Raw genomic sequence first — 21,829 nt, 5'->3', positions numbered from 1 at the left:
CTTTGTTCCGGTTCTTTGATGGTGGTATACTGGGAAGGTTGTTATTTCTGCATATACGGTTATCCATTTTCGAACCTTCCATAGGAGGCTTACATCATGAACGTTTTTCATTTCACCGGCATAAAAGGTTCCGGTATGAGTCCGCTGGCCCAAATCCTGCATGATATGGGAGAGCGCGTCCAAGGCTCCGATATCGATAAATTCTTTTTTACAGAAGAACTGCTCCATAAACGGGGAATCTCGATTCTGCCATTCGATGAACAGAATATCACGGAAAATATGACCATCATCGCAGGTAACGCATATCCGGACGACCATCCGGAGCTGCTGAAGGCGAAAGAGCTGGGAGCCGACGTCATCCGGTATCACACGTTCCTCGGGGACCTGCTCAAGCAATTCGTGTCTGTCGCGGTGACAGGCTCACATGGCAAGACATCCACGACGGGCCTGATGGCACATGTGCTGGCCGGCTATAAACCGGTGTCCTACCTCATCGGTGACGGGACCGGTCAAGGGACGGAAGATTCCCGTTTTTTCGTCCTGGAAGCATGTGAATACCGGCGTCACTTCCTCGCCTATGAACCAGACTATGCCATCATGACGAACATCGACTTCGATCACCCGGATTACTTCACGGATATTGAAGATGTATTCAAGGCATTCCAGGAAATGGCGCAGCGCGTGAAGAAATGCATCATTGCTTGCGGGGATGACTCTTTTCTGCAGCGGATCCAGGCGCCGGTACCAGTCGTCTATTACGGATTTGATCAAGAAAATGATTTTCAGGCAACGAATATCCAAAAAACGACTGACGGCACTGCTTTCGATGTCATGGTTAGGGATGAATATTTTGAAACGTTTTTCATTCCGCTGTTCGGCGACCACGCAGTTCAGAACGCCCTGTCCGTCATTGCCCTGTGCCACTATGAAAATATCCCGGCAGCCATCATTAAAGACCGGCTGGCGACGTTTGCAGGTGTCAAGCGCCGGTTCACAGAAACGAAAATCGGGAACCGCATCCTGATTGATGACTATGCGCACCATCCGACAGAGATAAAAGCGACACTGCAGTCGGCAAAACAGAAATACCCGGACCGGGAGGCGATCGCAGTCTTCCAGCCGCACACATTCACGCGGACACAGAAGTTCCTGCAGGAATTCGCAGACAGCCTGTCCGAGGCTGATACCGTGTATTTGTGTGATATTTTCAGTTCAGCGCGGGAAAATTCCGGGAAACTGACGATCGGGGATCTGGCGGAAAAAATCGATGGAAGCATGATTTTGGACCCGGAGAAGATCGAAACCCTCCTTGAACACGATAACGCCGTCTTCCTCTTTATGGGGGCGGGCGATATCCAAAAGTTCCAGCGGGCCTTCGAAGAAGTCATCAAAGCACAGACATCCGTCTGACCTGGTCCCGAGAGGCCAGGTTTTTTTGTAGGCAATCCGTTCTAATTATTCGCAAGAAAACTTCAATTGACGGTTTATAGAAAAGGTCCGAAGGGTACAAAACATAATATACGTCAAGTCATTTATTCGAAGGAGGAAATAGGATGGATTGGGAAATACTGCTCTACATAGCTGCGATTGTGGCTGCAATCGGATTCCTGGCAGCATGTATCGGCCTTGCCGTCTTACTCGTGGGGTTGAAGAACACCATGAAAGAAGTGGCTGATACGGTGGCCGGCCTTGAAAACCAGCTGCAGGGCGTTTTGCTTGAAACGACGAACCTGCTCCATAAGACGAACGAACTGACGGAGGATGTACAAGACAAATCCGAGAAGTTGAATACAGTGGTGGATGCAGTCCGTGGTGTAGGCAATTCCGTGACGGATCTGAACTCGACGGTCCGCCGAATCACCACTACCGTTTCCGCTCAAGTCGAGCAGAATGAGGACAAAATTGCGCAAGTGGTCCAGTGGAGCAACGTCGCGCTCGGTATCCGCGATAAGTGGAAAGAGCGGAAGGTTTATGAGACAAGCACGACATCTCATTACGAGAAACCTGCCCCCGGGCAGAAGCGGCTGCCGGAAAGCGACTATTGATTCAAATTCAAACTGATAATGGGAGGAATCGAGCATGACACAGAATAATCAGGGAAACAACGACCGCACGTATAACGGCGCAAAGTACAACAATGACTTCTATTCTCAGAACGGCGCGCATACAGGTGTCCAGAACACGCCGAATTACGGCGGCACACCGACCCGGTATGACCAGGGCGGCTATGTGCAGCAGGGATACAGCCAAAATCCTGGCTATTCCTATAATCAGCGCACGCGTTCCAATCCTTATGATGACCTTTACGAATTCGAGGACAATACTAGCTCCAGCTCCGGTAATTTCCTTCTCGGCGCGATCATCGGCGGGGTGGCCGGTGCGGCTGCGGCACTGCTCCTTGCGCCGAAACCAGGTAAAGAGCTGCGGAGTGACCTCAACAGCCAGGCTGCGAAAATCAAGGAAAAAACCGCTTCGTCCTCTGACCAGCAGGGCGGCACATCTGGCCAGTCAGGCAGCGGTCTGACGCAGCAGCTGAAAGATCAGTCCTCGAAAGTCGTCGACAAAGTGAAAAATATGGCTGGATCGAGCGGAAGCCAATCCCGGTCACCGATGGATGATGGCACTGCATCGGCAGAAGGGGAAGAACAAGTGGAAGTCCTGAACAAAGTTGAGGACCGTCTTGAAAAAACGGAGAATAAAAAAGGGCCTGAAAGCTTCACTTCCACAGCGAACGCGCTGAAGGAAGCGGTCGAAGAAGTGAAAGAAGAAAAACAGACCAACAGCCCGAACTCGAATGCCGGCGGAAGCAGCACGGGCAATAAAAATAAGAAATAAAGCGGGGAGGGCGCTATGGATAACTTCGTACGGGTACACAGCCTGGAAGAATTTCAGCAGCTGACGAAAGATACGGAATCCTTTTGGCTGATGAAACACAGCAGTACGTGTCCGGTTTCCGCGGCTGCATGGAACGAATACGGTGAATATGCATCCATGCACCCGAACCAGCTTTTTCTGTTCCTCATCGTCCAGGAGGATCGGGAACTGTCCAACCAGCTTGCGGAAATTACAGGCATCAAACATGAATCCCCGCAAGTGTTCCACTTTTATGAAGAGAAGGTGGATTGGAACAAATCCCATGATTCCATCACGAGCAAGGCGATGCAGGAATTCATTGCCTGAAGAAAAATAGGACGGATACTTCAAATCCGCAGACGAAGTTCGCGATGTGAACGCCGTCTGCGGATTTTTTCATGGGCGGCAAAGGGGTGAATCGGACATCTGTTTTCTTTATTCACTTTCGCGCGTTGAAGCGCAAAAGAAATAGCGTGACTTTTCTGGCTGAGTTTCATATAATAGCCCTTATACACATCTAGAGATTGCACCAGCGATCTGAAGAGAGGGGTAGAGTGAAAGTGAGTCAGACAGAATTGGATGTATTAAGAGAAAAAGTGGATGAGTTGAACCTTAAAATACTCGAACTGATCAACGAACGGACGTCGGTCGCCCGTGAGATCGGGAAAGTGAAAGAAAAACAAGGGGTGAACCGTTTCGATCCTGTGCGGGAACGGGACATGCTGAATCTATTGAAAGAGCATAATGACGGTCCGCTGGAGCAGCCGCGGGTGGAACATCTGTTCAAGGAGATCTTCAAGTCGGCGCTCGATGTGCAGGAGAAGGAACAGCGGAAAGCACTGCTTGTTTCCCGGAAGAAGAAAGCGGAGGATACAGTCGTTGAAGTGAACGGCGAACGGATCGGCGACGGAAAGCCGACATTCATCTTCGGACCGTGTGCAGTCGAGTCTTACGATCAGGTGGAAATCGTGGCGAAAGCAATCAAGGATAAGGGCCAGAAATTGATCCGGGGCGGTGCGTATAAGCCACGGACATCGCCGTACGACTTCCAGGGACTGGGTCTGGAAGGACTCAAGATCCTGAAGAAAGCGGCTGAAGAGCAAGGGCTGGCGGTCGTCACCGAGATCGTGACGCCAAGCCATCTGGAGGAAGCGCTGGATTACTTGGATGTCATCCAAGTGGGCGCCCGGAACATGCAGAATTTCGAGCTGCTGAAAGCGGTCGGTTCGACGAACAAACCAGTCCTCCTGAAGCGTGGCATGTCTGCGACGATCGACGAGTTCATTAATGCAGCTGAATATATTATTTCAAACGGTAACGATCAGATCATCCTCTGTGAGCGGGGAATCCGGACGTATGAAAAAGCGACACGCAACACACTCGATATCTCGGCTGTGCCGATCTTGAAGCAGGAGACCCACCTGCCGGTATTTGTGGATGTGACCCATTCGACGGGCCGTCGCGACTTGCTGCTGCCGACAGCGAAAGCGGCGATTGCGATCGGCGCGGACGGCGTCATGGCGGAAGTCCACCCGGATCCGGCCGTCGCGTTATCCGACGCGCAGCAGCAGATGGACCTGGGGCAGTTCGATGAATTCTATGATGCCCTCATGAAATTCATGAAACAGTACGAAATGAATCGCTAAAGCCGGACTTCTCCGGCTTTTTCTATTGATTAGGCAATTCGAATTATCGTATGATGGGTACAGCAAAGATATAAGCTGTCCGGGCAGTCCGCCTGTCACACCGTTTCAGCTTATACAGATGTAGAAAGGGGGCGAACCGATGCCTGTCACAATATACGATGTAGCGCGTGAAGCGAATGTATCCATGGCTACGGTATCACGCGTAGTGAACGGAAACACGAACGTCAAGCCGGCAACCCGCAAGAAAGTGCTCCGGGTGATCGAAGAGCTGGGCTATCGTCCGAACGCGGTGGCAAGGGGACTTGCCAGCAAAAAAACAACCACTGTCGGAGTGGTCATTCCCGACATTTCAAATAGTTTCTATGCGGAACTGGCGCGGGGGATCGAAGATATCGCGACCATGTACCGGTATAACATCCTGCTGTCGAACTCGGATGGCAACAGCGATAAAGAAGAGCTGCTGCTTGAAACGATGCTCGGAAAGCAGGTCGATGGCATTGTCTTTATGAGCGATGCGATTTCTGAAAGTCTGCTTACAGATATGCAGCGGGCGAGTGTGCCAGTCGTACTGGCGGGAACGGTGGATGAGAGCGCTACCGTCGCTTCCGTCAATATCGATTACCGATTGGCGGCGTTCGAGGCTGTCAGCAGACTCGCTGCGTCCGGCCATCAGCGGATCGCCTTCGTCTCCGGGCCTTTTTCCGCCGACATCAACCGGCATTATAAACTGCGGGGCTACGCGGATGCGCTCAATGAAAAGGGACTTCCGTTCGAAGAAGATCTTATTAAGGAAACCGGAAATTCCTATGAGGAAGGGATGGAGTCATACAAGCAGCTGAAAGATGCGGGCGCCACCGCATTTTTTGCAGGGAGCGATGAACTGGCAATCGGTTTGATCCATGCCGCGACGGAAGACGGCTATGCGATTCCGGAAGATATCGAAGTCATCAGTTATGAAGATTCGAAACTGGCGAAGATGGTCCGGCCCCGCCTGACGTCCGTCGCGTTCCCGCTTTATGACATCGGAGCTGTTTCCATGAGGCTTTTGACTAAACTGATGAACGGCGAGGAAGTCGAGGAGACCAAAGTGATCCTGCCGCACAGAATCGAAGATCGCGGCACTACGAGAAACGCCTGAAAGCGGAAGCTTTCAGGCGTTTCTGATCATATAAAGGGCTTTTTCGAGCATCTGCTGGTTTTTTTCTTCAATCTCCGGCTTCCGGGGAATCGGTTTATACAAATCCTGCGGATCTTCCCATGTCGGAATCAGCGGGACAGGCGAATCCGGCTGCCAGCGGTCCAGCCAGCTCTGGGGAAGTTTTCCGAACGGAAGCGGCTGTCCGCTCATTTCCATCCACAGAAGCGACCATGCGCGGGGGACGACACGCCAAATGTCATAACCGCCGCCGCCGACGGCAATCCATTTGCCGCCGCAGAACTCATGGGCGATTTCATGGGCGACTTTCGGGATTTCCCTGTAAATGTCCATCGTGCCGTATAGATGGGTGAGAGGGTCCAGGTAATGCGCATCCGCCCCGTTCTGTGTCAGGATTACGTCCGGTTTGAAAAAAGAAGCGATTTCCCGGAATGCGGTCCGATAAGTCTCTAAAAAAGAATCGTCTTCTGTGAAGGCGTCGATCGGGAGGTTGAATGAGGTCCCGTATCCTTTATCGCTGCCGCGTTCAGTGATGCTTCCCGTCCCCGGGAACAGATAGCGGCCGGTCTCGTGGATGGAGACTGTGCAGACGGATGGATCATCGTAGAAGCTCCATTGGACGCCATCGCCATGGTGGGCATCTGTATCCATATACAGGACGCGCGCGCCGTACTTCTGCTGCATGTACTTTATTGCCACGGTACTGTCGTTATAAATGCAGAAGCCTGACGCTTTTCCCCGGAAGCCATGGTGCAGACCTCCGCCAAGGTTCAGCGCGTGTAGCGCACGGCCCTGCATCACTTCATCGACCGCCGTCAGTGTGCCGCCGACGAGGCGGGCAGCGGCTTCATGCATGTGATCGAACATCGGGGTGTCTTCTGTCCCGATTCCATAATTTTCACCGACTTCCGGTGTCACTTCTCCTAGTCCGGCTTTTTTGACGATGTTGATGTACCGTTCATCATGCGCCAGCAGGAGCTCTTCATCTGTCGCTGTGCGGACGGGAATGATCCGGTCATCTGAAAGCGCATTCATTTCTTTCAGCAAATCGACGGTGAGGACCAGCCGTTTTTGATTGAACGGATGTGAGTCGGAAAACTTATAGCCGAGCTGATCTTCCGAATAAACGAAAACCGCATCGTTCATTTCTACATTCCCGGAATGTTTGGCCATAGGATATCAAAACCTTCTTTTCGGATATCTTCGATAATCGGCAGCGGATTCATCGTTTTGACTCTGAAGACGAGGACTTTGTTCGCTTCGTTCCGTTTGTCGGGGTAGACGAGCACACTCAGCACATTGACATGATGTTCGTACAGGATCTTCGAAACTTCGTAAAGGGCGCCGGCCCGATTCGGAACTCTCACCTCAATTTGGGAACCGGGCTGGTGGGCACCTGTCAGCTCGATGTATTTGTAAAGCAAGTCCGTTTCTGTGAAAAATCCGACCAGCTGGCCATTCGAGACGACTGGCAGGCAGCCGATTTTCTGTTCGTAAAATAAAAGCGCGGTCTCTTCTACAACATCGAGGGGATGCCCGGTAATCGGGTTTTTGGTCATCACTTGTTCGACTTTGAGATCATAGAGAGAATCGGCGGCTGCCGGCGCGTCTTCCGCAAACCGGGCATCCTTCAAATCCCGTTCCGTCACCACACCGATGACTTTTCTGGCTTCATCCACAATCGGCACATGACGGATCCGCTTCTCCCGGAAAAGTTCGAGCACATCTTTGACTGTGTCAGTTGGTCCCAATGTGTACATTTCCGTATTCATTATTTCTTCCAAAAGCATTTTCCAGCACTCCTTTGGCAATTAATACATGAAGCGGTTCATGAAACGCAATGCATCAAACTGCTGCACGGATTCAGGGCCGACCCGCGCACCGATCCTGGCCATCAGACAGTTTGCCGGGTGGGAACTGATTTCGGGATCGTCCGTCGCATAATATTCCAGCCCTCCGGCCTGCATCATCTTCTCCATCACTTTCCGGTATTCCCAGACATTGAGCCCTGTTCCTTTCAAATCCCAGTGCCAATAGTATTCAGTAGTAATCACGATATAATCTTCAAACGAATCATCCATCATCGAAACTTTCAGGAGCGCTTTGCCGACCCCTTCGCCTCTGAACTTCGGGATGACTTCAATCGCGCCGAGCTCGATGAGATTTTCCATATTGCCTTCCGACCACCGTTCGAGCGGATCCGGATAGAGGAAGGTGACGTAGCCGACAATGGTATTGTTATGTCTGGCTATCAGTATCCGCCCCTCCGGAAGCTTTGCAATTCCGATCACCGCTTTATGCTGGTCTTCCGGCGGACGGAAAGCTGTCAGGTCTTCGTGGAAGTCCAGCCTTGCTAATTCTTCAGGGGAAATCGGACCTTCCACGATGATCCGTCCCTGACGTGTTTTCAGTTCCATCGCATTATAAGTTTTTGAATGCTCCATCTCTACACCGCCTGTACTCGCAATTACCCCCATTATACATGATGCGGAAGGGGAAATGAAAATAACTGCGGAAATCTGCAGCCGAGGCATATTAGTTTACATGTAATTGTCAGAATGTTGTAGAATATAAGAGTATCTAATGGAAAGGATGATGACAATGAAGACGGAAGAATTGCCGGCCCGCATGGGCGACCACCAACTACATAATTACGAAGAACTCGCCGCTGGTTTCGATTGGGCGGAAGCTGAAAAAGAATTCAGCTGGCATACGACCGGCAAAGTCAATATGGCTTATGAAGCGATCGACCGTCACGCTGAATCTGACAGAAAGAACAAAGTGGCGCTTTATTATAAGGATCAGAACCGAAAAGAAGCGTATACTTTCCACGAAATGAAGCGGATGACGAATCGGGCGGCGAATATGCTGAAGGCCCATTCGACACTTGAAAAAGGGGATCGGCTTTTCATTTTCATGCCGCGTTCCCCGGAACTTTACTTTACACTGCTCGGCGGCCTGAAGATGGGCCTCATAGTTGGCCCGCTGTTTGAAGCTTTCATGGAAGGGGCGGTTTTTGACCGGCTGGAAGACAGCGGAGCGAAAGCGATCGTCACGACGCCCGATCTTCTTGAACGGGTTCCGGTCGACAGGCTTCCGCAGCTTGAAACGATTTTTCTGGTGGGCGAAGGGATTCAGGAAGAGAACAACACTGTGGATGTCCTCCGGCAGATGGAGAACTGCAGCGATGATTTTGATATCGAATGGCTTGACAGGGAAGACGGCATGATCCTTCACTATACTTCCGGATCGACAGGGAAGCCGAAAGGAGTGCTGCACGTCCAGGACGCGATGATCCAGCATTACGTGACCGGCAAGTGGGTGCTCGACTTGAACGACCAGGATATTTACTGGTGTACAGCCGATCCTGGCTGGGTGACGGGGACGTCGTACGGTGTCTTCGCGCCGTGGCTTGCAGGTGCGACCAATCTGATCGTCGGCGGCCGTTTCTCACCGGACGCCTGGTACAGTGCCATCGAAGAATACGGGGTCACGGTCTGGTACAGTGCACCGACCGCTTTCCGGATGCTGATGGGAGCTGGTGACGCGCTTGTGAAAGAGCATGACTTGTCTTCTTTGCGGCATGTGCTGTCTGTAGGGGAACCGCTGAACCCTGAAGTCATCCGCTGGGGCGTGAAAGTATTCGATAAGCGGATCCATGATACGTGGTGGATGACGGAAACAGGAGCCATGATGATCTGTAACTATCCGACGCTGGCGATCCGGCCGGGATCGATGGGAAAACCGCTCCCGGGAATCAGCGTCGCCATCGTCGATGACCAGGGGAACGAGCTGCCGCCGAATCGGATGGGGAACCTTGCCATCCGGAAAGGGTGGCCGTCCATGATGCGTCAGATTTGGAACAATCCGCAAAAATATGAATCGTACTTTTTGAATGATGAGTGGTATGTTTCCGGGGATTCCGCTTACGTGGACGAAGACGGCTATTATTGGTTCCAAGGTCGCGTAGATGATGTCATTATGACATCCGGTGAACGTGTCGGTCCGTTCGAAGTCGAAAGTAAACTGATTGAACACCCGGCAGTCGCAGAAGCCGGTGTTATCGGAAAGCCGGATCCGGTCAGAGGAGAAATCATCAAGGCGTTCATTGCGCTTCGTGAAGGGCATGAACCGACGGAAGAACTGACGAAAGAAATCCAGCAGTTCGTCAAAAAAGGCCTTTCTGCACATGCGGCGCCACGGGAAATCGAATTCAAGGACAAACTGCCGAAGACACGGAGCGGTAAGATCATGCGCCGGGTGCTGAAAGCTTGGGAATTGGATCTGCCGACCGGTGACCTGTCCACAATGGATGACTGACGGAAATAAATACCGATATGCGGCGATTCCGCTGAATGTGGGAATAAAGACAGAACAGAAAAACGCTCCGGAAACGGTAAAGTTTCCGGAGCGTTTTTGTTATGCGGCATCTTCAGTTCCATCTTCTTCGGCAGGCGGATCGGCTGGCGGTTCATTGCCTCCGCCGTTGCCGTTACCACCATTACCATTGCCGCCGTTACCATTGCCGCCATCAGTTGGCGGTTCTTCGCCGGTGTCCGGCTCGGGCTCAGCCGGTTCCGGCTCAGGTTCAGGTTCAGGTTCCGGCTCAGGTGCAGGAGCGCTGATTGTCACATTGTTGGACGGTCCTGATGTTTTACCGGTAATATCGACCGCTACAACATAGTAGCTTCCCGGACCAGGGAGGAGATAGGAATTTCCTTCTGATTCCGAAATCGATGCGATCCGGCTGCCGCCGCTGCTGTAAATCCGGTAACCGACGACGCCTCTGGATGGAGATTCACTCCAGCGGATCGTATCGCCTGACAGGCTGGCAGAAACGCCTGTCGGTGAATTGCCATCCGGCTGGAATTCACGTCCCGAAACGATATTCGAGTATGGAGATCCAGGCGGGAACAGTTTGGAAGCGTCTCCGCCGAGTTCACCGAGCATCCGGCGGACGAACTCATCCGAGACCCCTCTGCTTCCTGACACAGTGAAGTCGGCCGGAGTCGATGGAAGCGCCGTGTAACGCGTGCCGTCGACTGTCGTGTATGTCCCGCTTGTGATGCTGTTGTCAGGCTTCGACGGAACCATCGCTTTTGCATTGAAAAGGTCATTCCGGACGAGCGCACCTGTACAGCCGCCGCCAGGGGCCATTCCGGAGAATGCGCAGAATGGACGGGAGACAACGCCTTCAGGGGCTTTGAACTCCTCTTCGGCACCGACCAATTCAGGCGCGGTGCTGTAGACGGCGTTCATGAGATCCGCCCAAAGCATGTTCTTCCTGGTCGCCGGATGAGGGTATGGATTGTTCGCCGCATCATCCAGTGTCCATTCCTCATTGTCGTAACCGAGCCAGACCGAAAGTGTCACATTCGGATTATATCCTGTTAGCCATGCGTCCACGGAACGCTGGGTGGTCCCGGTCTTCCCGGCGAAATCACCATCGAAGGACAGTTCGCGGTTGGCGCGGTTCGCCGTTCCGTACGACTCATTGAATACATCACGCATCATGTCAGTCAGAATATAAGCTGTCTGCGGAGAAAAGACTTGTTCAGGTTCAGTTTTCTGTTCGAAAACGACATTCCCATCCGCGTCTTCGATGCGGTCGATCATGTAAGCATCAATGAATTTACCGCCGTTCGCGAATACGGAGTATGCGTTCGCGACTTCTTCGACAGTCGCTTCGACACCGCCGCCAAGCGCGGCGGACAGGACATTATCATCAGGAGTCAGGCGGGTAAGGCCTGCTTTCATTGCATACTGCAGGGGCTTGTTATCCCGCAATTGATTGAACAGCCGGAGTGCCGGCAGGTTCTGTGATAAAGCCAGTGCCCGGCGGGCCGGCATGATGCCAAGTTCCTGGGAGGCATAATAGTTCGACGGCTTGTACGTCGGCTGTCCTGGAATCGTGAGCGAGAACTTTACGTCCACGACCGGACTGCCGGCGCCGATCACGCCTTGTTCAACGGCCGGTCCGTAGACGAGCAGCGGCTTGGCAGTCGAACCGATCGAGCGGTAAGCCTGCGTCGCATGGTTATACTTTTCAAGGTCGTAGTCGCGGCCGCCGATGAAACTGATGATGCGGCCAGTCTCGTTATCGAGCAGGACGCTTCCGACCTGGACAGGCTGCGGAACTTCAACCGGCTCGCCATTGGCATCGAGCGAGCCTTCAGGATACGTATATCCGTACTGCTCGAATTCATTTTTCGCTTTTTGCATGGCATCATACACTTCTTTGTCGATGGTCGAATGGATGCGGTAGCCGCCCGAGTGCAGGGCGCGTTCAGCTTTGATCGCATATTCTTCATACAGCTTATCGTTTTCAAGAAGAGATGACGGCTCAATGCCATCCTGTTCGGCGAGAACATCCATCAAAATGCGGATTGCGCGCCGTTCAAGTTCGAATGTCAGAAACGGGTATTCTTCATAAGAACGGTTCTCGTGCTGACGGAAATCTTTTGTGATGTCGTAGGAAATCGCAGCTTCATATTCTTCTTCTGTAATATAGCCTACTTCTTTCATCCGGAACAAAACCGTCTTCATCCGGTCGATGCCGGGCTGAAGCCCTTCCGGACCTTTCAGTTCACCGGCGCTCGTATACGGAGTATAACGGTAAGGCGCCTGTGGGATGCCGGCGATGAAAGCCGCTTGCGGCAGGCTCAGTTCACTGGCTGAAACGTTGAATATCCCTTGTGCGGCGGTTTCGATCCCCGCGATGTTGGCGCCGGAAGAATTGCGGCCGTAAGGAATGATGTTGAGATACGCTTCGAGAATTTCATCTTTACTCATGAATTTTTCCAATCGCATGGCAAGAAGCATTTCTTTCGCTTTCCGTTCATACGATACTTCGTTTGTCAGGATCTGGTTTTTGATGAGCTGCTGGGTCAATGTGGAACCGCCCGTCTGTTCAGGGGCATTCGTCAGATCCTGGACCAGTCCCCGAAGGACAGCTTTCGGAACGACCCCCGGATGCTCTGTGAAATACTCGTCTTCTGTAGCAAGGACGGCATCAAGCGCGACAGGTGCGACATCTTCGAGACGGGTCTCTTCACGTTCCAGGTCCGTCCGCACTTTCCCCAAGTACTTTTCTTCATCAAAGTACAGTTCTGAAGTTTCTGTGTACGTATAGATCTGTTTACGCATTTCTTCTTCTGTCTGGAGCTTCGTTTCATCGACGAGCGATGCAAAATAGCCGGCCCCTGCGGAAGCGGCGAACACACCGCCGGCCACGAGAATGACGGCCAGCAGCAGTGCAAGGTTCCAGAGGACCCCGGAAGTGATCCGGAGCCTCTTCATCCAGCGGCTGGAGACAAATTTATCATAGGACTCTTCGGCCTTATTGAACCAAGCCGTTAAGCGTTCTTTCACTTACTTCCCCCCCTAAAATTCTTTTCCCATTATAGCATAATACTTCCTTCATGACGAAAGGATTGACAATCGCGCAGGATGGAGTACACTGATATGTATATTTGAATAGCCGAAAACGAAGAAGAGTCCGAAGTAGGATGCGCATTCCCTGATTCAGAGAGCCGGTGGCTGGTGGAAACCGGACAGGCTGCGTGTCGCGAATTACAGGCTTGGAGTTTGCCGTCGGCGCCGCGTAAGGCGCATTTGAGCGGGAGAATGTTTCTCCAAGCCGGGTGGTACCGCGCATTGAGCGCCCCTGCATGATGATCCGATCATGCAGGGCTTTTTTGTTTTCAGGAAGAAGGAGGAGCAGAGATGGCGAATGAATTGATCGATGACTTGAAATGGCGGGGCGTGCTTTACCAGCAGACGGACGAAGAAGGATTGGAAAAACTGCTGAATGATGAAAAAATCGCCCTTTACTGCGGTGTCGATCCGACTGCAGACAGTATGCACATCGGACACATCGTCCCGCTTCTCGTCCTGCGGCGCTTTCAGATGCATGGGCATCAGCCGATTCTTCTCGTCGGAGGAGCAACAGGGATGATCGGTGACCCGTCTGGACGGACGGAAGAACGTCAGCTTCAGACAGTGGAACAGATCGACAGGAACGTGGAAGGCATCCGGAATCAGATGGAGCGGATATTTGATTTTCGGACAGAGAACGGTGCGCGGCTCGTCAATAACCGTGACTGGATCGGCAATATGGATATCATCGAGTTCCTCCGGGATTACGGAAAACTTTTATCCATCAATTACATGCTGGCGAAAGATACGGTGGCTTCCCGCCTGGAAGGGGGCATTTCGTTCACGGAATTCTCTTACATGCTGATCCAAGCGATTGATTTCAATCATTTGTTCGACCACTTCGGCTGCCGCGTGCAGGTCGGCGGGTCTGATCAGTGGGGCAATATCACGACCGGGCTTGAAGTGATCCGGAAAACCCATGATGAAGAGGCCGAAGCTTTCGGCATCACTATTCCGCTGATCACGAAAGCGGACGGGACGAAATTCGGTAAATCGGCCGGCGGCGCGGTATGGCTGGATCCGGAAAAGACTTCGCCGTATGAGTTCTACCAGTTCTGGGTCAACACAGCGGATGCCGATGTCGTCAAATACTTGAAGGTATTCACGTTCCTGGACCGGGAAGAAATCGAAGCGCTGGCGAAGACCGTTGAAGATGAACCGCACCTTCGGAAAGCCCAGAAGGCGCTTGCGTCAGAAATGACAAAACTGATCCACGGAGAAGAAGCCCTTGAAACAGCGGTCCGGATCACCCAGGCACTGTTCAGTGGGGACTTGAAGTCATTGACTGCGGCTGAAATGAAGGATGCGTTCAAGGATGTGCCGTCATCCGATTTCCCGAAAGCGCCGGTCAATATCATAGACCTTTTAGTGGAGGCGGCGATTTCGCCATCAAAGCGCCAGGCACGGGAAGACGTGACGAACGGAGCGATTTCCGTGAACGGCGAGAAAGTGAAGGACCTGGAGTACACGCTGGGTAAAGAAGACCGCCTCGATGACGCGTTCACGATTATCCGCAGAGGCAAAAAGAAGTACCATATGATCCAATTCGGATAAAACGAAGCCGGCCGCGGAAAGCGGCCGGCTTTGTCATGGCGCCGACAGCCAGTCCGGGACCGGCATGTCCCGGAACTGCTCCGGATGAATGAGCCGGCCGAGCCGGATGGCGCCGTCGAGCAGGCGGGGGGAAGGGCGGCAGTAAAGAGATTCTTCCATTATATGAATCCGTTCGACCGCTTTCATTTCCTGCCAGCCGGGCCGTTTCCTGACGACTGCCGGATTGATCTTGGATGTGAGCACACCGACCCAGGCGAGGAGAATGTAATCCGGATCCCGCTGCCGGACCGCATCCCAGTCAGTCTTCAGGCTCGGTGTATCTTCATCTTCAAAGACATTCCGGGCCCCGGTGAGCCGGCTGATTTCGGTGAGCCAGTTGACTCCGCCCGGTGTGAAGACCGGTTTCGGCCACCATTCCCAGTAAAGGGAAGGGTGCGTCTGTGCCCGGCTGCCGCGTAACTGCACTTCCTGGATTATTTCATTGTACCGCTGCAGGAATGGTTCCGGGTCAATGCCGATCGCTTCGCCGACGGTCCGGAGATCCTGTCCGATTTCACTGAGCGACTGGGGGTCCAGGACAAGATGCGGAATTTTCCTTGAAACGAGTTCTTCCACATTTTTCTCCATTCCCGGAACACTGAGCGAAGCGAGGACAAGGTCCGGTTCCATCGCTTCCAGTTCATCCATCCTGATGGCGAGATCCGGACCAAGCCGGGGAAGGCTGTTCACTTGGCTTGGCCAGTCGGAGAAATCGTCTACCGCTACCAGCTGGTCGGCTGCATCCAGGTAAACCAGTAGTTCCGTATTGCTTGGACAAATGGATATGATACGCACGAAAGGCACCTCCTTTATTTCAGTGTAGCACAGTGGAGGCGTTTCGCATCGGACGTTCAGGGAAAACAAACACAACAGAGTGTTTTCGGGAAAAAGGGGATGAGCAAATGAGCGGTGTTAAACTGTTGGATCCTGATCATTTTCTGATCATCGCCCATCGGGGGGCGAGCGGTTTTGCGCCAGAGCATACCATGGAGGCATACCGGTTGGCTGAAGAGATGAAAGCGGACTATATCGAAGTGGATCTGCAGATGACGCGGGATGGGGAACTGGTTGCCATGCATGACATTCAAATGGACAGGACAACCGATATGGAAGGGCTCGTCAAAGAGCATACACTCGAAGAAGTGAAGAAGGCGGATGCCGGTTCGTATTTCAGTCCCGAATTTTCGGGTGTAAGAGTGCCCGCTCTCCGGGAAGTGTTTGAGGAATTCGGGACGGACGTCAATTACTACATTGAACTGAAAGCGCCACACGAGTACCCGGGAGTGGAAGAAAAATTGATTCTCCTTCTGGAGGAATATGGCCTTTTGGAAGAAGAACTGCCGCTGGGGAAAGTGGTGATCCAGTCGTTCGATGGCGAAAGTCTGAAGCGGCTGAAGAACATGTATCCAAAGCTCGCCTTGATCCGCCTTCTTCGCTTTATGGGAGAGGCAGATCTTACAGATGAGGAATTGGAAGAGATCCGCGATTATGCGACAGGCATCGGCATTAACTATCAGAGCCTCAATGGCGCCTTCGTCCGCAAAGTCCGGGAAAAAGGCATGCTGCTGCACGTCTATACCGTGAACAGGGCGGATCACTTGGAACGGACGAAAAAATTGAATGCGACAGGCGCGTTTACGGATAAACTGATCGAGCGGGTATGAGGAAAATGTGATTATCCTGACCCGAAGAAATCGCTTCAGGCGGACGCTTTCCGAGGGGCGGTCCGCGATCCGCTTCGGCCGCTTTCGCGTCCTGCAGGGTATCGCTTGGCCCGCTGATCCCTCCGGAGTCGCCGCCTGTCGCTCTTTCTTCTGAGATGGGTTGTCAATCCTTAATTTCGCTGGATTGACATGTATCCGCGGATTGCGCACAAGCCTCTCTAATCCGCTAAAAGTAATAGCCCTCTGCCAATAGCGGTAGAGGGCCATTTTGCGTTTTATTGAGTTGCGAAAAAGATAGGTGCGCCTAATGCCGGCTCGAATGTTACATTAAAAATTATCACCAATTTTAACTTGATTGGCGACATAGCCTTCTACAGCTCCCCCGTTGTATAGTTCTCCACTAAGCTCCTGTGGAGTAACTGTTGACACAAGCGGATACGTAGTGCCCTCCTGGTCTACATACTCAAAATCCATTGAGAACAGGTGGAATGGGTAATTTTCAGTTTCTGCATCTTTAAGTGCCCCCTTAACTTTCACCAGTGCGTACTCGTAACCTTCTGTAGGAGACTCATTAAACTGGTTTTCCGCGAGGACGATATTCCATGCATCTTGTCCCCGAATCACTTCCGTCACCGTCAAATCCAGTGAAGCAGGATAAGCATCGATTCCATCACCGTAAATGTTTACATCTGCTGTAATTGTATCACCGAATGGCAAAGGATTTGAACGAGTGCCGATCGGATCTGCAGCAGTTTCTTCTTCCGTAGGCTCTTCTGTTAAAACTTCAGTTACAGAAGTTTCTTTTGCAGGAGTATCAGCGACGGCTTCTGGATTATCGACAACAGCACGTTCATTTGGATTTTCGGTCGGCACAAAGATGAGTAGAACGACAAATAGACCGATAAGACCAAGTATACTGTACAGGCTGAATTTCAAGAACTTTTTCATTACTTATATTCCTCATTTTTCCCAGTATATAGGACATAAGGGGAAGATAGATAATTTTGTTCGACAAAAACCGATAAAGCTTAATTTCAATTTGTAAATGAAATAACTTAGGAGGCTACAGAAGAGGTGGCATATACCTCGTTGAGAGAGGAGAGTTCATAGATGAAGAAGCAGCTGCTTGGAACGGCGATCCAGCAGGAACTATTTTTCTGCACGTTCCTGTCATCTGTCGAAAACCGGTTAAATTCACTGGTGATCTGGAATGTGTTCGAAGAATGGAACAGGAAAAACGACGTTTTAACCGGCACTTTATGATTCTGATTCAGCTGAGCCGGGAAATCGGCGGCTGAACTCCAGAAGAAAGAGCGGCAGGCGGCGACTCCAGCGGGAAAAGCAGGCAAGGCAAGACCCTGCAGACCGTTCGCGGTCGAAGCGGCTTGTCGCCTGCCCGCGGAAAGCGTCCGCCTGAAGCGATTTCTTCAGGCTGAGAAATGAGTTTAGTGAAGACTCTTACGTAGAGCAAAAAAAGACAAAAAAAACCGAGATTCCTTGATATAACAAGGAATCTCGGATTTCGGATGCTGCACCCTGAAAAGCATTTAGCTTAACGTGAGTAGTACTCGACGATCAGCGCTTCATTGATTTCGCCGGACAGTTCGCTGCGCTCAGGCAAGCGGGTGAATGTGCCGGTTTTCTGCTCGCCATCGAAAGTTACATAATCCGGTGTGAAGTTGTTCACTTCAACCGCTTCGTTGACGATGTCGAGGTTCTGGGATTTTTCACGGAGTGAAATGGACTGCCCAGGCTTCACTGTGTATGACGGGATATCGACGCGTGAACCGTCAACGAGCACGTGGCCGTGGTTGACGAGCTGGCGTGCCTGGCGGCGTGTGCGCGCGAGGCCCATGCGGTAAACGAGGTTATCAAGGCGTGACTCCAAAAGGATCATGAAGTTATCACCGTGCTTGCCCTGCATTTTACCGGCTTTTACGAACAAGTTTCTGAACTGGCGTTCTGTCAGTCCGTACATGAAACGGAGTTTCTGTTTTTCCTGAAGCTGCAGACCGTATTCAGAAATCTTTCTGCGCTGGTTAGCACCATGCTGGCCTGGAGCATAAGGGCGTTTTTCGAGTTCTTTTCCTGTACCGCTCAGTGAAATTCCGAGGCGGCGGGACAATTTCCAAGATGGACCTGTATAACGAGCCATGGATGACTCCTCCTCATAATTGGTTTTTGTCGTAAAATAAAAACCAGATGCATTCATGCGGCAGCTATTTTATGTTCCTGCACCTTCGCCCTGCAGCCAAGGGTTACGCGGTACACCTTTTAAAAGGAATAAAATAGACAGACACGCCCATGCAACTGCTGCGATTATTTTACACAACGAACAGTATAACCCGGATTCTCGGTGCCGGTCAACTGATTGCGTCGAAATAACGGATAATTACCGGATTTTCAGTTCATGCCTTTCGGTTTTTCCTGAAGTCCCCGCCAGACGGGCACTTTCTTTTTTTTAGGAGAAAGTGATAAGATGGAGATGATAGGGATGAAAGCGCTTTCTATTACAAGAAGGGGTGTAAAGGATGAGAGAAAAAAAGTTGCAATTTGAAACGGAACTGATCCATACAGGCTATGAGAGCAGCCGCCATCACGACAGTTTAGCTGTGCCGCTCTACCAGACGTCGACGTTCACATTTCCGACAGCGGAAGAAGGGGAAGCAAGATTTGCCGGCGAGCACCAGGGCAATATTTACTCACGGCTCGGCAATCCGACGGTCCGCGTTCTCGAGGAGCGGATGGCTGAAATCGAACACGGAGCCGGCGCACTTGCATTCGGCTCAGGAATGGCGGCGGTAAGTGCGGTTTTGATTCATCTGACCAAAGCCGGAGATCACATTCTGGCTTCACGGGGTGTCTATGGCTGCACATTCGGTCTTCTGGAAATGATGGAAGAAAAATACGGAATCACCCATGATTTGGCGGCCATGCGGACGGAAGAAGAGATCGAGCGCTCCATCCGGCCCGAAACAGTGTGCATTTACGTAGAGACGCCGATCAACCCGACAATGGAAATCGTCAATCTGCAAGCGGCTGCTGCAGTCGCGAAGAGACATGGACTAAAAATGGTGGTGGATAATACGTTCTGCTCTCCGTATTTGCAGAATCCGCTCCTGGCAGGTGCAGATTTTGTCCTCCACAGTGCAACAAAGTACTTGAACGGCCACGGGGATGTAGTGGCTGGGGTCCTTGTCGGGAAAGACGCCGAAGAAATGGAAGCGCTCCGCATGACCGTCCAGAAGGATGTGGGCGGAATCATATCGCCTTTTGATGCTTGGCTGATTTTACGCGGCCTGAAGACGCTCCACATCCGGATGGACCGCCACACGGATAACGCCGAAGCGGTTCTCCGGTTCCTCAAAGGACAGCCGGAAGTGAAAACGATCTACTATCCGCTGGATAGCGGCCATCCGCAGGCTGAGACGGCCCGTCAGCAGATGCGAAGAGGCGGCGGGCTGATTTCGTTCGAGATCGAAGGCGGACGGAAAGAGGCACAGGCGTTCATGAATGCACTGAAGTTGATCAAGATCGCTGTCAGCCTCGGCGACGCCGAGACGCTGATCCAGCACCCCGCGTCCATGACCCATGCTGTGGTACCGGCAGAAAGCCGGGAAGCCATGGGGATTTCGGATTCGCTCCTGCGGCTTTCGGTCGGGTTGGAAAATGCGGAAGATATCGAAGCGGACCTGCGACAGGCTTTCGCAAAAGTGAATCCTGACAGCAAGCGGCTGCAGGAAGCGTAAAGGAAGCAACGAAAAAAGGAATCGAAAAAAGCCGGACGGCTGTCCGGCTTTTTCCGATCATACATGTTTCAGCAGCACTTCGGCAAACTGCTCGATGCCTGCGCGGTCATCCTCGCTGAAGCGGTTCTTGACAGGGCTGTCGATGTCGAGCACACCGATCACTTCGCCGTTTTTCACGAGCGGGACGACGATTTCCGACTGGCTGGCTGCATCGCATGCGATATGGCCGGGGAAAGCATGGACATCTTCCACGACGACTGTTTTTTGTTCTGCTGCCGCTGTCCCGCATACCCCTTTCCCGACCGGAATGCGTACGCAGGCCGGCAATCCTTGGAACGGCCCGAGCACAAGTTCCCCGTCTTCCATCAAATAAAAGCCGACCCAGTTCGTCGTTTCAAGGAACTGGTTCAGCAGCGCCGATGCATTGCTGTAGTTGGCGATGCGGTTCGTCTCGCCTTCAAGAAGCGCGTCCAGCTGCTTGGCCAGCAGGCCGTATTGCTCAGCGGCTGTTCCGGAATAAGCGGTTTGTGTAAACATAGAGCGTCTCTCCTTTTCTGATCGTGGCTTCAATTATAGAGGGAAGCGGTTTTTATTGGCAAATACCAGGACCTGCTGAAATAATTTTTCGCTTTCTTTGGATTTAGCCGACACAGCGAAGCAAAGCATGTTAAAATGGAATGTAAATGTTGATGCTAACGCAAATGGGAACAGGGGGCTTATGATGACGACATTCCTCATCATTGCGATACTTCTTTTGATCGTGACATTCATCGTGCTGTATATAAAGCGAAATGAACATAAAAATGAAATTGACCGTCTGGAAGACCAGAAACTGCAGGTTGAAAACAAACCGGTGCTGGAAGAGCTTGAACGCGTGAAACGCCTGAACATGACAGGCCAGACAGAGGCACTGACCGCCCGATGGCGCAGCATGTGGTCGGAAGTGAAGGACGTCCATGTCCCTTCCATCAATGCCAAATTGCTCAGTGCTGATGAAGCGGCCGATAAATTCCACTTCGGGAAGGCGCGCCAGCTGGAGACGGAGGCGGCAAACGAAATCGGGAAGATCGAAGGCCAGATGAATCAGATCCTGGCGGAACTCGATGACCTCGTGGACAGCGAGTCGAAAAACCGTTCGGAAATGGAAGTGCTCATCAGTCAGCACAAACAGGCCAGAAAGGCCCTTCTCGCCCATCAGCATACGTTCGGCAATGCAGCCGGACCGCTCGAGAAACGGCTGGAGGCATTCGCGCCGAAGTTCGATGAGTATGAAAAACTGAGCGCCAACGGCAACTACCTGCAGGCGCGGGAAATCGTCGCCGAACTTTCAGAAGAAGGGGAGCGGGTATTCCCCCTCATCCAGGAAGTTCCGGCACTTCTTGCGGAGATCACGTCCAAAATCCCGGCTTCGATTAAAGAGATCCGGAGCGGCATCCATGAAATGGAATTGAAAGGTTATTTCCTGGGCCATCTTGAACTCGATTCGGAACTCGACGGTATGGAAGAAGAACTGGAAGAGCTGAAGCATGATTTAGGTACCCTCGAGACCGAGGTGATCAAAAAGCGGATCGCGGAAATCCAGAACCGGATCGAGCGTTTTTACCTGATGCTCGAAAAGGAAGTCGAAGCAAAGAAATATGTCGACGAACATATTGCCGGCACAGGGGAACTGCTTGAAGGGATCGCCCGCCGGACCCGTGAAACGCTCGATGAGTACATTGCGATCCGGCA

20 protein-coding genes are annotated in these 21,829 nt (G+C 52.1%); 12 read left to right on the top strand and 8 right to left on the bottom strand.

Annotated elements, in window-relative coordinates:
* Positions 1-96 precede the first annotated feature (96 nt).
* The 6 genes from murC (at position 97) to ccpA (ending at position 5,637) form a co-directional block, all read left to right on the top strand.
* Entirely contained in the window at positions 97-1,410 is a 1,314-nt protein-coding gene (gene murC, locus CCE92_RS00260) for a UDP-N-acetylmuramate--L-alanine ligase (RefSeq protein WP_088005542.1), read from the top strand.
* Between the two features lie 143 nt (positions 1,411-1,553).
* On the top strand, positions 1,554-2,045 hold the full coding sequence (locus CCE92_RS00255) for a DUF948 domain-containing protein (protein ID WP_088005541.1): 492 nt from the start codon (positions 1,554-1,556) through the stop codon (positions 2,043-2,045).
* Positions 2,046-2,079: 34 nt separating this feature from the next.
* The gene (locus CCE92_RS00250; RefSeq protein WP_088005540.1) at positions 2,080-2,835 is read left to right on the top strand and encodes a YtxH domain-containing protein; all 756 of its coding nucleotides are present in this window, start codon (positions 2,080-2,082) and stop codon (positions 2,833-2,835) included.
* Between the two features lie 15 nt (positions 2,836-2,850).
* Positions 2,851-3,180, top strand: a complete 330-nt coding sequence (gene ytxJ, locus CCE92_RS00245; RefSeq protein ID WP_088005539.1) for a bacillithiol system redox-active protein YtxJ — start codon at positions 2,851-2,853, stop codon at positions 3,178-3,180.
* A 233-nt stretch (positions 3,181-3,413) separates the two neighbouring features.
* Positions 3,414-4,499, top strand: coding sequence for a bifunctional 3-deoxy-7-phosphoheptulonate synthase/chorismate mutase (locus CCE92_RS00240; RefSeq protein ID WP_088005581.1), 1,086 nt, complete (start codon positions 3,414-3,416; stop codon positions 4,497-4,499).
* 139 nt (positions 4,500-4,638) lie between these two features.
* Positions 4,639-5,637, top strand: coding sequence for a catabolite control protein A (ccpA, locus tag CCE92_RS00235; RefSeq protein ID WP_088005538.1), 999 nt, complete (start codon positions 4,639-4,641; stop codon positions 5,635-5,637).
* 12 nt (positions 5,638-5,649) lie between these two features.
* Here the strand turns inward: ccpA and CCE92_RS00230 are convergent, their stop codons facing one another.
* The 3 genes from CCE92_RS00230 to CCE92_RS00220 are packed head-to-tail and all read right to left on the bottom strand — an operon-like array spanning position 5,650 to position 8,099.
* Positions 5,650-6,828: an acetoin utilization protein AcuC gene (locus CCE92_RS00230; protein ID WP_277621509.1), complete on the bottom strand. Its 1,179-nt coding sequence runs from the start codon at positions 6,826-6,828 to the stop codon at positions 5,650-5,652.
* Positions 6,804-7,445, bottom strand: a complete 642-nt coding sequence (locus CCE92_RS00225; protein ID WP_088005537.1) for an acetoin utilization AcuB family protein — start codon at positions 7,443-7,445, stop codon at positions 6,804-6,806. The genes CCE92_RS00230 and CCE92_RS00225 overlap by 25 nt, the downstream gene beginning before the upstream one ends.
* A gap of 21 nt (positions 7,446-7,466) precedes the next feature.
* Positions 7,467-8,099 (bottom strand): GNAT family N-acetyltransferase, encoded by a 633-nt coding sequence (locus tag CCE92_RS00220; RefSeq protein WP_088005536.1) that lies wholly within the window; start codon positions 8,097-8,099, stop codon positions 7,467-7,469.
* A gap of 157 nt (positions 8,100-8,256) precedes the next feature.
* Here CCE92_RS00220 and acsA point away from each other — a divergent pair, with 157 nt between their 5' ends.
* Positions 8,257-9,975, top strand: coding sequence for an acetate--CoA ligase (gene acsA / locus CCE92_RS00215; RefSeq protein ID WP_088005579.1), 1,719 nt, complete (start codon positions 8,257-8,259; stop codon positions 9,973-9,975).
* Positions 9,976-10,074: 99 nt separating this feature from the next.
* Here the strand turns inward: acsA and CCE92_RS00210 are convergent, their stop codons facing one another.
* Entirely contained in the window at positions 10,075-13,026 is a 2,952-nt protein-coding gene (locus tag CCE92_RS00210; protein ID WP_088005535.1) for a transglycosylase domain-containing protein, read from the bottom strand.
* Positions 13,027-13,380: 354 nt separating this feature from the next.
* On the opposite strand from CCE92_RS00210, the gene tyrS reads away from it, so the two are divergent.
* On the top strand, positions 13,381-14,646 hold the full coding sequence (tyrS, locus tag CCE92_RS00205; RefSeq protein WP_088005534.1) for a tyrosine--tRNA ligase: 1,266 nt from the start codon (positions 13,381-13,383) through the stop codon (positions 14,644-14,646).
* Positions 14,647-14,679: 33 nt separating this feature from the next.
* Here the strand turns inward: tyrS and CCE92_RS00200 are convergent, their stop codons facing one another.
* Positions 14,680-15,480 (bottom strand): cobalamin-binding protein, encoded by an 801-nt coding sequence (locus CCE92_RS00200; protein WP_088005533.1) that lies wholly within the window; start codon positions 15,478-15,480, stop codon positions 14,680-14,682.
* A 107-nt stretch (positions 15,481-15,587) separates the two neighbouring features.
* Here CCE92_RS00200 and CCE92_RS00195 point away from each other — a divergent pair, with 107 nt between their 5' ends.
* Positions 15,588-16,349 carry a glycerophosphodiester phosphodiesterase family protein gene (locus CCE92_RS00195; protein ID WP_088005532.1) on the top strand — a complete coding sequence of 254 codons (762 nt, stop codon included), beginning with the start codon at positions 15,588-15,590 and terminating at the stop codon, positions 16,347-16,349.
* A gap of 327 nt (positions 16,350-16,676) precedes the next feature.
* Here the strand turns inward: CCE92_RS00195 and CCE92_RS00190 are convergent, their stop codons facing one another.
* Entirely contained in the window at positions 16,677-17,297 is a 621-nt protein-coding gene (locus CCE92_RS00190; protein WP_088005531.1) for a hypothetical protein, read from the bottom strand.
* 162 nt (positions 17,298-17,459) lie between these two features.
* Here CCE92_RS00190 and CCE92_RS15775 point away from each other — a divergent pair, with 162 nt between their 5' ends.
* Positions 17,460-17,612 carry a hypothetical protein gene (locus CCE92_RS15775; RefSeq protein ID WP_155522818.1) on the top strand — a complete coding sequence of 51 codons (153 nt, stop codon included), beginning with the start codon at positions 17,460-17,462 and terminating at the stop codon, positions 17,610-17,612.
* A gap of 289 nt (positions 17,613-17,901) precedes the next feature.
* Here the strand turns inward: CCE92_RS15775 and rpsD are convergent, their stop codons facing one another.
* Positions 17,902-18,504, bottom strand: a complete 603-nt coding sequence (gene rpsD / locus CCE92_RS00185) for a 30S ribosomal protein S4 (protein WP_088005530.1) — start codon at positions 18,502-18,504, stop codon at positions 17,902-17,904.
* Between the two features lie 376 nt (positions 18,505-18,880).
* On the opposite strand from rpsD, the gene megL reads away from it, so the two are divergent.
* Entirely contained in the window at positions 18,881-20,098 is a 1,218-nt protein-coding gene (gene megL, locus CCE92_RS00180; protein ID WP_088005529.1) for a methionine gamma-lyase, read from the top strand.
* 57 nt (positions 20,099-20,155) lie between these two features.
* Here megL and msrC read toward each other — a convergent pair whose 3' ends face one another.
* Positions 20,156-20,635 carry a free L-methionine (R)-S-oxide reductase MsrC gene (gene msrC / locus CCE92_RS00175; RefSeq protein ID WP_088005527.1) on the bottom strand — a complete coding sequence of 160 codons (480 nt, stop codon included), beginning with the start codon at positions 20,633-20,635 and terminating at the stop codon, positions 20,156-20,158.
* 184 nt (positions 20,636-20,819) lie between these two features.
* On the opposite strand from msrC, the gene CCE92_RS00170 reads away from it, so the two are divergent.
* On the top strand, positions 20,820-21,829 hold a 1,010-nt coding region (locus CCE92_RS00170; RefSeq protein WP_277621508.1), incomplete at its 3' end, for a septation ring formation regulator EzrA.

It is taken from the genome of Indiicoccus explosivorum (assembly GCF_002167005.1).
GTDB lineage: Bacteria > Bacillota > Bacilli > Bacillales_A > Planococcaceae > Indiicoccus > Indiicoccus explosivorum.
The sequence above is the reverse complement of the archived record's forward strand: the minus strand, read 5'-3'. Positions and strand labels throughout refer to the sequence as shown.